Source organism: Streptomyces sp. NPDC050315 (assembly GCF_040655775.1).
Lineage (GTDB): Bacteria > Actinomycetota > Actinomycetes > Streptomycetales > Streptomycetaceae > Streptomyces.
This window is the reverse complement of record NZ_JBFAKN010000005.1, coordinates 588,354-600,924: the sequence shown is the minus strand read 5'-3', so window position 1 is coordinate 600,924 and position 12,571 is coordinate 588,354. Positions and strand designations below refer to the sequence as shown.

At 71.4% G+C, this 12,571-nt stretch carries 13 protein-coding genes; 8 read left to right on the top strand and 5 right to left on the bottom strand.

Annotation, left to right across the window (positions count from 1 at the left end; translation table 11 throughout):
- Window positions 1–78 precede the first annotated feature (78 nt).
- The 6 genes from AB0I82_RS21670 to AB0I82_RS21645 all read left to right on the top strand — a co-directional run bounded on the left by AB0I82_RS21670 (window position 79) and on the right by AB0I82_RS21645 (window position 6,531).
- On the top strand, window positions 79–975 hold the full coding sequence (locus AB0I82_RS21670; RefSeq protein ID WP_363258941.1) for a transketolase: 897 nt from the start codon (window positions 79–81) through the stop codon (window positions 973–975).
- Window positions 972–1,946 carry a transketolase C-terminal domain-containing protein gene (locus AB0I82_RS21665; protein ID WP_363258940.1) on the top strand — a complete coding sequence of 325 codons (975 nt, stop codon included), beginning with the start codon at window positions 972–974 and terminating at the stop codon, window positions 1,944–1,946. The genes AB0I82_RS21670 and AB0I82_RS21665 overlap by 4 nt, the downstream gene beginning before the upstream one ends.
- On the top strand, window positions 1,943–3,460 hold the full coding sequence (locus tag AB0I82_RS21660) for an FGGY family carbohydrate kinase (protein WP_363258939.1): 1,518 nt from the start codon (window positions 1,943–1,945) through the stop codon (window positions 3,458–3,460). Before AB0I82_RS21665 ends, AB0I82_RS21660 begins: the two co-directional genes overlap by 4 nt.
- Before the next feature lie 47 nt (window positions 3,461–3,507).
- Complete coding sequence (locus tag AB0I82_RS21655; RefSeq protein ID WP_363258938.1) at window positions 3,508–4,296, top strand: glucose 1-dehydrogenase; 789 nt, start codon at window positions 3,508–3,510, stop codon at window positions 4,294–4,296.
- A gap of 58 nt (window positions 4,297–4,354) precedes the next feature.
- Window positions 4,355–5,131, top strand: coding sequence for an SDR family oxidoreductase (locus tag AB0I82_RS21650; RefSeq protein WP_363258937.1), 777 nt, complete (start codon window positions 4,355–4,357; stop codon window positions 5,129–5,131).
- Between the two features lie 95 nt (window positions 5,132–5,226).
- Window positions 5,227–6,531 (top strand): MFS transporter, encoded by a 1,305-nt coding sequence (locus AB0I82_RS21645; protein WP_363258936.1) that lies wholly within the window; start codon window positions 5,227–5,229, stop codon window positions 6,529–6,531.
- 35 nt (window positions 6,532–6,566) lie between these two features.
- Here the strand turns inward: AB0I82_RS21645 and AB0I82_RS21640 are convergent, their stop codons facing one another.
- Window positions 6,567–7,532: a M56 family metallopeptidase gene (locus tag AB0I82_RS21640; RefSeq protein ID WP_363258935.1), complete on the bottom strand. Its 966-nt coding sequence runs from the start codon at window positions 7,530–7,532 to the stop codon at window positions 6,567–6,569.
- A gap of 9 nt (window positions 7,533–7,541) precedes the next feature.
- Window positions 7,542–7,925 (bottom strand): BlaI/MecI/CopY family transcriptional regulator, encoded by a 384-nt coding sequence (locus AB0I82_RS21635; protein WP_363258934.1) that lies wholly within the window; start codon window positions 7,923–7,925, stop codon window positions 7,542–7,544.
- Between the two features lie 326 nt (window positions 7,926–8,251).
- Between AB0I82_RS21635 and AB0I82_RS21630 the strand changes: the two genes are divergently transcribed.
- Together AB0I82_RS21630 and AB0I82_RS21625 are read left to right on the top strand one after the other, a co-directional pair.
- Window positions 8,252–8,836 carry a carbonic anhydrase gene (locus AB0I82_RS21630; RefSeq protein ID WP_363258933.1) on the top strand — a complete coding sequence of 195 codons (585 nt, stop codon included), beginning with the start codon at window positions 8,252–8,254 and terminating at the stop codon, window positions 8,834–8,836.
- Window positions 8,837–9,004: 168 nt separating this feature from the next.
- Window positions 9,005–10,228, top strand: a complete 1,224-nt coding sequence (locus AB0I82_RS21625; RefSeq protein ID WP_363258932.1) for an acyltransferase family protein — start codon at window positions 9,005–9,007, stop codon at window positions 10,226–10,228.
- A gap of 38 nt (window positions 10,229–10,266) precedes the next feature.
- Here AB0I82_RS21625 and AB0I82_RS21620 read toward each other — a convergent pair whose 3' ends face one another.
- The 3 genes from AB0I82_RS21620 to AB0I82_RS21610 form a co-directional block, all read right to left on the bottom strand.
- Window positions 10,267–10,746, bottom strand: coding sequence for an NUDIX domain-containing protein (locus tag AB0I82_RS21620; protein ID WP_363258931.1), 480 nt, complete (start codon window positions 10,744–10,746; stop codon window positions 10,267–10,269).
- A 94-nt stretch (window positions 10,747–10,840) separates the two neighbouring features.
- Window positions 10,841–11,512 carry a hypothetical protein gene (locus tag AB0I82_RS21615; protein WP_363258930.1) on the bottom strand — a complete coding sequence of 224 codons (672 nt, stop codon included), beginning with the start codon at window positions 11,510–11,512 and terminating at the stop codon, window positions 10,841–10,843.
- Window positions 11,513–11,734: 222 nt separating this feature from the next.
- Entirely contained in the window at window positions 11,735–12,547 is an 813-nt protein-coding gene (locus AB0I82_RS21610; RefSeq protein ID WP_363258929.1) for an aspartate/glutamate racemase family protein, read from the bottom strand.
- Window positions 12,548–12,571 lie beyond the last annotated feature (24 nt).

Here is a 12,571-nt window from a genome sequence, read left to right as displayed (position 1 = left end):
CCATCAGGGGGTTGACGGCCCGAGGGCGCACGGTTTTACTGCTGCTGAATAGAAACTCTAGCCTGAATAGGTATTCACATGCCACTCGTTGCAGTGCCCGGAGCGACCTCCCGGCTCCGTGCCACCCGGCAGGCGCTCCGCGCCGCCACCGCCGAGGACAGGGCTCGTACGCTGCGCGACGCCGCCACCGCGATCCGCCGCCGGAACCTGGCGATGATCAGCCGGGCGGGGCAGGGCCACATCGGCGGCGACTTCTCCGCGACCGACATCCTGGCCGTGCTGTACACGGCCGTGCTCGACCTCGACCCGGAGCACCCCGAGGCGCCCGAGCGCGACCGCTACATCCAGAGCAAGGGCCACGCCTCCGGCGCCCTGTACGCCACGCTCGCGTACGCCGGCTTCTTCGCCGACGCCGAGCTGGACACGTACATGGAGCCGCTGTCCGCGCTCAACGGCCACCCCAACCGGCGCAAGATCCCGGGCGTGGAGACCAACACGGGCCCGCTCGGCCACGGCGTGCCCGTCGCGGTCGGCACCGCGCTCGCCGCCAAGCTCGACGGCTCGGCCCGCCGTACGGTCGTCCTCACCGGCGACGGCGAGCTGCAGGAGGGAAGCAACTGGGAGGCCGCCATGTCGGCCGCGCACCACAAGCTCGCCAACCTCACCGTGATCGTCGACCGGAACCGCTTCCAGCAGGGCGCCGGCACCGAGGAGACCTCGGGCCTGGAGCCGCTGGCCGACAAGTGGGCCGCCTTCGGATTCGCCGTCCAGCACGTGGACGGGCACGACCACGAGGCCCTCTACCAGGCACTGTCCGCCCATCCGGACGGCCCGGACGCGGACCGCCCGGTGTGCCTGATCGCCGACACCGTCAAGGGCAAGGGAGTGTCCTTTATCGAGAACCGGGCGGAGTGGCACCACAAGGTCCCCACCGCCGACCAGACCGCCGCCGCCCTCCAGGAGCTCGCACGATGACCACCGCCGCCCCCGCCCTGCACGACTGCCGCAAGGTCTTCGCGCAGACCCTCGTCGAACTGGCCGAGCAGGACCCGCGCACCGTGGCCGTCTGCAACGACTCGGTCGGCTCCAGCAACCTCAAGGAGTTCGCCGGGCGCTTCCCCGACCGGCTGATCAACGTCGGCATCGCCGAGCAGACGATGGTCGGCGCCGGTGCGGGCCTCGCCAACGGCGGCCGCATTCCGTACGTGTGCGCCGCCTCGCCCTTCCTCACCGGCCGGGCGCTGGAGCAGATCAAGGCGGATGTCGCCTACTCGCGGACGAATGTGAAGCTGTGCGCGATGAGCCCCGGCTTCGCGTACGGCCAGCTCGGCCCGACGCACCACAGCGTCGAGGACCTCGCCTGGCTGCGTACCCTCCCCGAGATGACCATCCTGGTGCCCGCCGATCCGGCGGAGACCCGGGAGGCGCTGCTGTGGGCGCACGAGTACGACGGGCCGGTCTTCATCCGTATCGGCCGTACGGGCGTCCCGGATGTCGCGCCGCGTGTGCCCTTCCGGGTCGGTAAGGCCGCCACCCTCCGCGAGGGCACCGATCTGACCGTGATCGCCGCGGGCACCACCATTCCGGCCGCGCTGGAGGCCGCGGACAAGCTGACCGCCGCGGGCGTCAGCGCCCGCGTCCTGAACCTCTCCACCATCAAGCCGCTCGACGAGGACGCCGTACTGGCGGCGGCCCGGGAGACCGGCCGCATCATCACCGTCGAGGAGCACAACGTCCACGGCGGCCTCGGCAGCGCCGTCGCCGAAACGGTCGTCGCGCACCACCCCGTACCGATGCGGCTGCTCGGTGTCGCGGACGAGTTCACGCCCACCGGCAGCGCGTCCTTCCTCGCGGAGCACTTCGGCATCACCGCCGAGGGTGTCCTGCGTGCCGCGGACGACCTGCTGGAGTCGGCAACCGGCACCCCAGGAGCTGCGACCTCGTGAACAACGCGCCCAAGCCCGCCTCCGCCGACTGCCTGATCGCCCTCGACCAGGGCACCAGCGGCACCAAGGCCCTGCTCGTCGACGCCGCCGGGCAGGTGATCGCCACCGCGTACCGAGCGCTGGACGAACACCGCCCGCACCCCGGGCACGTCGAGCAGGACCCGGCCGCCATCTGGGGCGGCGTACTGGGCGTACTCGGCGAGTTGGCCGAGGCGCGCCCCGGGGCCCGGGTCGCGGGCCTCGCGCTGAGCGTGCAGCGGGAGGCCGTGCTGGCCTGGGACCCGGCCACCGGCAAGCCGCTGAGCCGGCTGATCAGCTGGCAGGACCGGCGCACCGCGGACCGCTGCCGGACGCTGGCCGAGGGGCCCTTCGCCGCGCTGATCACCGAGCGCAGCGGGCTGCCCGTGGACCCGATGTTCTCCGCGACGAAGGCCGCGTGGCTGCTGGACGACCTGGACCCGGACCGGAGCAGGGCCCGTGCCGGGCAGTTGCGCATCGGGACGCTGGACGCCTGGCTGCTGCGCTGCCTCACGCAAGGTGCGGCCGGGCCTTACGGCGACGGCGAGGTGACCGAGGTGGGCTGCGCCTCCCGGACGCAGCTGCTCGGCCTCGATACCGGGGAGTGGGACGCCGACCTGCTGGAGCTGTTCGGCGTACCGGTGCAGGCGCTGCCGCGCGTGGTGCCCTCCACCGGCCCCCTCGGTCACACCCGTGGCCTGCCGATACTGCCCGACGGCGTGCCGGTCGGCGCGGTGCTCGGCGACTCGCACGCCGCGCTCTTCGCGCAGAGCCAGGGGCGCCCCGGCGTGGTGAAGGCGACGTACGGCAGCGGCTCCTCGCTGATGGCGCTCTGCCCTCCCGGTACACCGACGCCGGACGGGGTCAGCCGTACGCTCGCCTGGCAGCGGGCCGGGCGGGCCCCGGAGCAGGCGCTGGAGGCCAATATCGCCTCGGCCGGTACGGCGGTCCGCTGGGCGGCCCGGCTGCTCGGCACCGACCCGGCCGGGATCGCCGAACTGGCCGCCGAGGGACGCGACGAGGAGCTCTATCTCGTACCGGCCTTCCACGGTCTCGGCGCTCCCTACTGGGACCGCTCGGCACGCGCGCTGCTCATCGGCATCGGCGCCAACACGGGCCCCGCCGAGATCGCCCGCGCCGCCGTGGAGTCCCTCGCGTACCAGGTCGCGGACACGTTCTCCCGCTTCGGGACCGCGCTCGGCGGCTCGGTGGCCGAGTTGCGAACGGACGGCGGCCCCACTGCCAACGACCGGCTGATGTCCTTCCAGGCCGAGCTGATCGGCTGCCCGGTACGCCGGGCCGGCCGCCCGGAGATCTCCGCGCTGGGCGCCGCCCACCTCGCGGGGCTCACCCTCGGGATGTGGGACGAAGCGGATCTCGCGTCCCTCGGGGCCGGGCCCGCCCTCTTCGCGCCCACCCACGACGAGTACTGGCGGGAAGCGCGGCTGCGCGGCTGGCGGGACGCGGTCGCGCGCTCACGCGGCCCCGTCCACTGAATTGCCCTTAACACCCCCTCACAACAAGGAAGTTGGAGGACTTACCCATGACCGAACAGCGCTACGCGGGAAAGACGGTGGTCGTCACCGGCGCCGCCCGCGGCATCGGACGCGGTATCGCCGTACGCTTCGCCGGCGAAGGCGCGCATGTCGTACTCGCCGATCTGGACCCGGCGGTCCACGAGACGGCCGACCTGATCACCTCCGGCGGCGGCAGCGCGCTCGCCGTCCCCACCGATGTCACCGACCCGGCGCAGGTCAACGCGTTGTACGAGACGGCCGAGTCGACCTTCGGCGGCGTCCATGTCTCCGTACAGAACGCCGGCGTCATCAGCATCCACCGACTCGCCGACCTCACCGAGCGGGACTGGGACCGCGTGATGGCGGTCAACACCAAGGGCGTCTTCCTCTGCGCCCAGGCCGCCGTGGCGTCCATGCGCCGCCACAGGATCCGCGGCCGGATCCTCAACGCGGCCTCCGGGCAGTCCCGGCAGGGCTTCGTGTACACCCCGCACTACGCGGCGTCCAAGTTCGGTGTCATGGGCATCACCCAGAGCCTGGCCAAGGAGCTGGCGCCCGAGGGCATCACGGTCAACGCGTACGCGCCCGGCATCGTCGGCAGCGACATGTGGGACTACAACGACCGCGTCTGGGGCGAGCTGCTGGGCGATTACGGTCCCGGTGAGCTGATGAAGGAGTGGGTGGCCGGCATTCCCGCCGGGCGTCCGGGCACGCCCGACGACATCGCCAATGTCCTGCTCTTCCTCGCCAGTGACGCGGCCGAGTACGTCACCGGCCAGACGATCAATATCGACGGCGGCATGTTCATGAGCTGACGCAACGTCACCCTTCCTGGCCCCTGGTACTCCGGTACTCGTACGAAAGCGATTCCTCATGAGCACCTTCACCCCCGACGCGTTCTCCCTGAACGGCAAGCCCACCCTCGTCACCGGTGCCGGCAGTGGCATCGGCCGGGGCATCGCCCTCGGCTTCGCCGCCTGTGGCGCCGAGGTCGCCTGTCTCGACCTCAACCTCGAGGCCGCGCAGGCCACCGCCGACGAGATCGCCGCCAAGGGCGGCCGCGCGCTCGCCGTCAGCGCCGACACCACCGACGCCGATGCCCTGGCCGCCGCGGTCGGGCAGGCCGTCGAGGCCCTCGGGCCGCTCCGCGCGGCCGTCAACTCCGCGGGCATCGCCGGTGCCACTCCCGCCGAGGACATGGCCGCGGCCGACTTCCGCAAGGTCATCGACGTCAACCTCACCGGCGTCTTCCTCAGCGCCCAGGCCGAGGCCCGGGTGATGCTCGCGCACGGCGGCGGCTCCATCGTGAACATCGCCTCGATGTCCGGGACCATCGCCAACCGCGGCCTCACTCAGGCGCACTACAACTCCTCCAAGGCCGGTGTAGCGCATCTGACCAAGAGCCTGGCCACCGAGTGGGCCCGGCGCGGCGTACGCGTCAACGCGATCAGCCCCGGCAACACGTACACCCCGATGAACACCCGTCCCGAGATCATCGAGCGCATGGAGCAGTACGCGGGCGACACCCCGCTCGGGCGCAACGCCGAGGTCACCGACCTGGTCGGCCCGGCCGTCTTCCTCGCCTCGGACGCGGCGGCGTACTGCACCGGTGTCGATCTGATCGTCGACGGCGGTTACGTCTGCTGGTGACGGCCGGCGGCTGCCGTTGGTGACGACCGGCGGCCACCTGAGACACGCCACCAAAACACTCCTCCCCTCCCCCGCTCTGGCCGCAAGGAGCGCGCATGTCCCCTATTACCGCTCGCCCCCACTGGACCACCCGCCTCGGCATACCCCGCCCCCTCCTGCTGGGCTATGTCGGCCTTCTGCTCTTCATGATCGGCGACGGGGTGGAATCCAACTACCTCTCGCCCTTCCTCACCGACCGCGGATTCACCGACGGCCAGGCGGCCTCGGTCATCACCGCGTACGGCGTCGCCGCGGCCATCGCCGCGTGGTTCTCCGGCACACTGTCAGCCCTCTGGGGCCCCAAGCGCGTCATGTGGCTGGGTGCGGGCATCTGGGCCGTCTTCCAGATCGTCTTCCTCGCCGCCGCGCTGCCCACCGACAACTACACCGTGGTGATGCTGAGTTACGCGATCCGCGGCCTCGGCTACCCGCTCTTCGCCTTCAGCTTCCTCATCTGGGTCATCGCCGTCGCCCCGGTCAAGCGCGTCGGTACGGCCATCGGCTGGTTCTGGTTCGGCTTCACCGGCGGCCTGCCCACGTTCGGCTCGCTCGTCGCGAGCGGTTCGATCCCGCTGGTCGGCGAGTACGGCACGCTGTGGGTGGCCCTGGTCATCGTCGTCGCCGGATCGCTGGTCGCCTGCCTCGGCCTGAAGGAGCCCACGGGCAGCCGGCCCATGGTCGAGAACGCCACGTTCAAGGGCCAGATGATCGGCGGCATCGACATCCTGTGGCGCAGCCCCAAGGTCGCGCTGGCGGGCATCGTCCGCATCATCAACACCGCACCGCAGTACGGCTTCTTCGTCTTCCTCCCGATCTTCTTCACCAAGACCATCGGGCTGACGCTGCAGCAGTACCTGCTCATGGTCACGCTGATGTTCGCCGCCAACCTGCCCGCGGGCCTGATCTTCGGCGCGCTGGGCGACCGGATCGGCTGGCGGCGTACGGTGACGTGGTTCGGCTGCGTCGGCTGCGCGATCGCCACTCTCGCGATCTACTACGGGCCGATGGCGTTCAAGGACAACTTCTGGGTCGCCACGGTCTGCGCCATGTTCTGGGGCTTCATCCTCTCCGGCTTCACCCCGATCCCCGCCCTGCTGCTGTCCATGGGCCGCCCCGAGGACCGGGGCAGTGCCTTCGCCGTGTACAGCCTCGGCGCCGGCCTCGCCGCCTTCGTCGGCCCGGCACTGGTCGCGGTCTTCCGCCCACTGGTCGGCGTGCACGGCCTGGTCTGGGTCTTCACCCTGCTGTACCTGGCCGCAGCGGTGATGTCCCACTTCCTCAAGAGTCCATCGGACCCGCAGTACCGCGAGGACACACCGGCCGAACCGGCGACGGAGAACCGGCAGCCCATAGCCGGCTGATCACCACCCACCCGGCCCGCGTCGGCATCGCGCATTCAGCAGCCGGAATGCGCGGTGCCGGCGAGGAGTGCTGCCGGGGCCAGTGCCAGGGCCACGGGGAGCGCGAGGACGAGGGCCGGGACGGCCAGGCTCAGGGCAGGTGCCAGTGCCCTCGCCTGTGCCGGCGCCGCCCTGATGAGCCGGCGGATGCGCTCGGCCGGGTCGGTTCCCGTCATCGCGGGCAGCCCGGCGACCGTGGCAGTGGGACCTGCGGCACACATCTCCAGCAGTGCCGAGGCCACGGCGCGCCGGCCGTGTTTCCGCGCCGCCTGGTCGTCCGCGGCCATCTCCGCAAGGCGGCGTACCTGCTGCGCGTACCCGCGCGACAGCCCACTCCAGCCGAATGCCGAGGTCAGGACGTCAGCGGCAAGGAACGCGCGGTGGTGGCGGTACTTCAGGTGCGCCCGCTCATGTTCGAGCGCGGCGGCGAGTTCGGTGTCGGACAGCATCTCCAGGGCCGTTGTGGTCACAACGATGCGTGCGCCGTTGCGTGTTCCGGGGATGCAGAAGACCGCCGGGGCCGTGTGCTCCAGTACGCGCACGTCCGGGTCGTGGATCCGGTGGTGTTTCCCCAGGGCGTCGGCGGTGAGCAGGTGCCGGTTCCGTTCCCGGCGAAGGCGCAGCAGGCTGCGCAACGTAAGACCGAGGAGCGTCATGGCACCGAGAAACAGCACGGCCAATGCGGCCCGCGGAATGTCCGCCACCAGCCAGGAACCGCCGTACGCCTCGTGCACCAGCGGCTCGTCGGCGCGGAAGAGCCACACCATGGCGTGCTCCCACAGGTCGTGCGCGACCAGGAGGAGAAAACCCACTACGGAGGCGAGCAGGCTCAGCGCGCAGGCGTGCCAGCTGCGCAGGGCGGCTTGCGGGAAGCGGGTGACCCAACGCGCACGGGTCAGCAGACGAGCGACGGGCCCGCCGAGGAGTACCGCGTAGGCGAACAACGCTGCGATGACTAACACAGTGGGCCCTCAGTGGTCGGCGGTATGGGAGTCGGGAGGCATGGCGTCCAGTGCCTTGCGCAGGGCAACCGCCTCGTCGGCGTCGAGACGGCCGGCGAAGTGCAGCAGTGCGTTCGCGCGGTCGGCCGAGGAGGCCAGGGCCTGTTCCATGAGTTCGGCCGTGTAGTCGTCCGCCGACCGCAACGCGCTGTAGCGGTAGGACCTGCCGTGTTTGGTCCGCTCCAGCCAACCCTTGGCGCGCAGGCGCTCGGTGACCGTCATCACCGTCGTGTAGGCCAGCGGACGCTGCTCGTTGAGGACATCGGTGAGGCGCTGAATGCTGAGGGATTCCTCGCTCGCCCACACCACACTCATGATGTCCGATTCCAGTTCACCGAATGGTCTCAACGCCACTGACCTGCCTTCTCTCTCATCGCTGCGCGAGCCGCCGGCGCTGCCGACTCCGGGCGCAGCGCTGCGACAGCGTGAACTTCTACGCCGCGTAGTAGCTTAGAGGGGTGGACGTCGACCTACCTGCCGCAGCGGCTCCGAGTTCATCGTCGGTGTCGCCACCCCGGCCGCACAACGCGGTCGGCTCGCAGGTAAGCACGGCAGCGGAGCAATCCCGCACGCCTGTGGCGTATGCCTCGTACGTCACGCCGAATTCCTCGTCCCGCGCGGCCCAGCAGCCGCTCACCGCACCCCTGCCAGCAATTGCCCGCAGCGGAAGGCAGGCCACCATGCAGTCACTCATCGAGAATGCCCGCGCCTTCCCGTCGAGCATCGCGGAGCGCCGCGACGATCTCGCCGCACTCGCGGACGGCCAGCGCCCGGAAGCACTCTTCATCGCCTGCTCGGACTCACGCGTCGTACCGTCGCTGATCACCGGTGCGCGGCCGGGCGAAATCCTGGAACTGCGCACGGCCGGCAACATCGTCCCGCGCCACAGGTCCGAGGCCGACTGCGGCGTCGGCGCCACCCTGGAATTCGCGGTCATCGCGTTGCAAGTTCCCAACATCGTCGTCTGCGGACACTCGTGCTGCGACGCCGTGCAAGGCATGGTGACCGACAAGCAGGTCCCGGGAATGGCGCTCTTCAACCGCTGGCTGCAGCGCGCCGAGTACCACTCCCAGTCCGCCGCCCCGCGCAAGGGCGCCGCCACGCAACGCCACTTGGAAACGCAGCTCAAGCATCTGCGCTCCTATCCATGCGTCGCGCGTCGCCTCCGGGAGAGGCGACTGCGCCTGCACGGCTGGTTCTACGAGATCACCTCGGGTGAGGTCTTCACCTACGAGGCCCGGGAGCGCATGTTCCGCCCGCTGTGACCGATTCCCTTCGCCACCGGCGCCCAGGTCCGCAATACACGGGCTCAGTGGGATCTCAACTGATGCAACCAACCCCTCTCGACACAGAAAGAGTGCCGAGGCGTGCCGCATCCAGTCGAAGCCCGGGGGATCATTTCCTGTTTCAACCGAAACGGTCACGTTGGAGCAATGGCGTACAAGACCTCACCGGCCGGTGGCATCGCCACCGCACCGGCTCAACCGTCCCCTCAAGCCACTGCTCCGCCCACCCGCAGGCTCATCGGTGTCGACCTCGCCCGTGGCCTCGCGGTGCTGGGCATGTTCACCGTCCACGCCGGCCCCGAACCGTCGGACGCCGGGCCGTTGGGCCCCTTGGTGGAGGCCACTTACGGCCGTTCGTCCGCGCTCTTCGCCCTGCTCGCCGGCTTCACGCTGATCCTCATCACCGGCCGCCGGGAACCCCGGACGGGACGAGCCGGACGCCAGGCCGTGGGCAAGTTGCTCATCCGCTCCGTCGTGCTCTTCGCCCTGGGGATCGCGCTGATGGCCATGGGCACCTCGGTCGACGTGATTCTCGCCTACTACGCGCTCCTCTTCGTCTTCGTCCTGCCGCTGTACCGGCTGCGCGCCTCCTCCCTCGCCGCCGCGGCCGCCGCCACGGCGCTGGTGATGCCCCAGGTGCTGTACCTCATCCGGCTCTCCATCGACGGCGGCAACTGGTCCGACACCGTGATCGCCGCCGATCCGCTGGCCGGGCTCACCGATTCGGACGGTGTCCTCGACCTGCTGTTCACCGGCCCCTATCCGGTCCTGACCTGGATACCGTTCCTGCTGGCCGGCATGGCGGTGGCCCGGCTCGACCTCTCCCGGGCCGCGGTACGCACCCGACTGGCCGTGACCGGCGTCGCGCTCGCCGTGCTCGGTTACGGGGGCTCCTGGCTGGCGCTGCACCTGGTCCCGGGTGCGTTCGCAGCCGTCGCCGCGAACACGGACGGCGATGCGCCGCTGTCGGCCTGGTGGTCCCACGCCGTCGGTGAGCCCACGGACAACTTCGGCGAGTGGCTGCTGGTGGCCGCGCCGCACAGCCAGACCACGCCGTCGATCGTGGGTGCCACCGGCGTCGCGCTGGCCGTGCTGGCCGGCTGCGTCATCGCCGTCGAGCGGCTGCCGCGGTTCCGCCGCCTGGCGACACCGGTCACGGCGGTCGGCATGGTGTCGCTGTCCGCCTACGTCCTGCACATCCTGGTCATCCGGGCCGTGTGGAAGGACGAGCTGCCGGGCTCGCTGCGGGAGCTCTTCCTGTTCTTCGCGGTCACGATGCTGCTGGCTGTCGTATGGACCCGGCTGTTCCGGCGCGGTCCGCTGGAATACGTACTGCACGCCGCGACGAAACCGGCACGCTTCATCCGGTGAGCGCCCGGCCGGGTCGAGCGGTCCTCGGACACCGGCTCTCAGCCCTGGCCGATGCCCGCGAACCAGGTCGGCGCTTCCTCCGTGGCCTGCTTGATCCGGCTGACGGCGAAGTCCTCCATCGGAGGCAGCGCGTCCAGCTCGAACCAGCCCACCTCCAGCGACTCGTCGTCGTTCACCCGCGCCTCACCGCCGGTGGCGCGGCACAGGAAGCAGATGTCCATGAACTGGCAGCGGTCGCCGTTGGGGTACGTGACCGGCTCCAGCGCCTCGACCAGGAGGAGGCGCTCGGGGACGCAGTGGACGGCGGTTTCCTCGTGGACTTCGCGTACGGCGGTGGCGGCGGGCTGCTCGCCCGGCTCGGGGATGCCGCCGATGATCGACCAGCGGCCGTTGTCGACGCGGCGTCCCAGCAGCACCCGGCCCTCGTCGTCGAAGACGATGGCGCTGACACCGGGCATCCAGAGCAGCTGGTGGCCGGCGGTCGCGCGGATTTCGCGGATGAAGTCGGGTGTAGCCATGCCCCGCACCCTAGCGAGCACCCCGGGAGGGGACGAAACGCTTCCGGGGCATTGCGGCTGCGCGCCCCTTCGGGAGCAGGGCCGCGCCCTCCGGCTACGCCGCCCCGCGGGCCGGCTTCGACTGGAGGCCGAGGCGGGCGCGGATGCAGCGCACAGCGGCCTCCGCGTCGTCGACGGTGACGGTGAAGGTGCGGCCGTCGCCGAGCCGCAGGATCACCGCCTCACCGCGGCGCACGATCACCCCCGTGCCCTGTTCCGGGCGCCAGCGGTAGCCCCAGCCGCCCCAGTGGCAGGGCGTGACGCGGGGCGCGAAGTCGACGTCGACGACGTGCGAGAGCGGGATGCGGCGGCGCGGCAGGCCCATGTGCCCGCAGCGCACTTCCAGGCAGTCCTTGTCGACCCGTACGGCGACGTGCACGAAGGCGAGCGTGCCGAAGAGGACGAGCAGGCCGGCGGCGACACAGCCGACGACGGCCATCACCAGGGGTGCGAGCCCCGCCGACCAGGCATTGTCGACCGCCAGCTCGATGCCCAGGGCCATACAGGCCGCGCCGATGGCGGCCAGGAGCCACTGGAGGCGATTGGTCGCGCGCCCGTGCCACACCTCGGGCACGGAGGCGCACGGTGAGTCGTCCCGCGCGTCATGAGGCCCTGCGGACGGCCGGTCGGGGGCGGGCGCACCGCCGTCACCGTGCTCGGCGTGCCGTGCCGGGCGGGCGTCACTGCTGTCGGGGGCTGCTGCCCCCTCCTGGGGGTGGTCCCTCATGCTTGGCAGCGTACGCGTACCGGCTCCGCCCGGCAGCGGGCAGCGCGACTCTCTGTGACGCATGAGACAGGAGCCGCCGACTGCCCGTTCAGAGACGGAGCCGATCGTTCGAATGAGGCGTTCCGTAACGGGCCGACTCCGTTGCGCCGCGACCCTGGCCGACTCCGTTGCGCCGCGGCTCTGAGGGCCGACTCCGTTGCGGCGCGGCTCCGGGGTCGCCTCCTAGTAGGCCGGTCCCGCGGCCGCCGGTTCACCGGTCGCGGGGATACCGGAGAGCAGCCTGCCCTCTTCATAGGCGAGCGCCGCCTCCGGAAGCGCGGCGGTGCGCCCACTGAGGATCACGGTCAGCTCGCCGCTGGGCGTGGCCGCGGGCGCCGGCTGGGCATCGATGCGGCGGAGCGCCTGGGCGGCGACGGCCTCGGCCGAACCGAGCAGCGTGAGCGCCGGCCCCTCCGGGCGCTGCAGCGCCTCCCTGATGCGGTCGGCGACCAGCTCGTAGTGCGTGCAGCCGAGGACGACGGTCCGTACGTCCGGTGGGGTGAGCGCCGCGGCGGCGGCGACCGCGGCGGCGATGGCCGCGTCGTCGGCCGTCTCGACCGCGTCCGCAAGGCCCGGACAGGGCACCTCGGCGACGTCGATGTCCGCCGCGAAGGCCTGGATGAGGCCGCGCTGGTACGGGCTGCCGGTCGTGGCGGGCGTGGCCCAGATCGCCACGGGGCCACCGCCGGCCGCCGCCGGCTTGATCGCGGGGACGGTCCCGATGACCGGCAGGTCCGGCTCCAGCTCGGCGCGCAGGGTGGGCAGCGCGTGGACGGAGGCGGTGTTGCAGGCGACGATCAGGGCGTCCGGCTTGTGCGCCGCCGCGTTCCTGGCGACGGCGAGCGCGCGCTCCGTGAGGTCGGCGGGGGTACGCGGGCCCCAGGGCATACCGTCGGGGTCGCAGGAGAGGACGAGGCCCGCGTCGGGGCGCAGCCGCCGCACGGCCGCGGCGGCCGCGAGCAGACCCGCGCCGGAGTCCATGAGTGCGATCTTCACCCGGACACCTTACTCAGCGGGCCC

Excerpts from the sequence above, each read along its gene's own strand:
- AB0I82_RS21645 (WP_363258936.1), top strand. The coding sequence starts at position 5,227 with ATGTCCCCTATTACCGCTCGCCCCCACTGGACCACCCGCCTCGGCATA.
- AB0I82_RS21620 (WP_363258931.1), bottom strand. The coding sequence starts at position 10,746 with ATGGCTACACCCGACTTCATCCGCGAAATCCGCGCGACCGCCGGCCAC.
- AB0I82_RS21630 (WP_363258933.1), top strand. The coding sequence starts at position 8,252 with ATGCAGTCACTCATCGAGAATGCCCGCGCCTTCCCGTCGAGCATCGCG.
- AB0I82_RS21665 (WP_363258940.1), top strand. The coding sequence starts at position 972 with ATGACCACCGCCGCCCCCGCCCTGCACGACTGCCGCAAGGTCTTCGCG.
- AB0I82_RS21650 (WP_363258937.1), top strand. The coding sequence starts at position 4,355 with ATGAGCACCTTCACCCCCGACGCGTTCTCCCTGAACGGCAAGCCCACC.
- AB0I82_RS21615 (WP_363258930.1), bottom strand. The coding sequence starts at position 11,512 with ATGAGGGACCACCCCCAGGAGGGGGCAGCAGCCCCCGACAGCAGTGAC.
- AB0I82_RS21655 (WP_363258938.1), top strand. The coding sequence starts at position 3,508 with ATGACCGAACAGCGCTACGCGGGAAAGACGGTGGTCGTCACCGGCGCC.
- AB0I82_RS21625 (WP_363258932.1), top strand. The coding sequence starts at position 9,005 with ATGGCGTACAAGACCTCACCGGCCGGTGGCATCGCCACCGCACCGGCT.
- AB0I82_RS21670 (WP_363258941.1), top strand. The coding sequence starts at position 79 with ATGCCACTCGTTGCAGTGCCCGGAGCGACCTCCCGGCTCCGTGCCACC.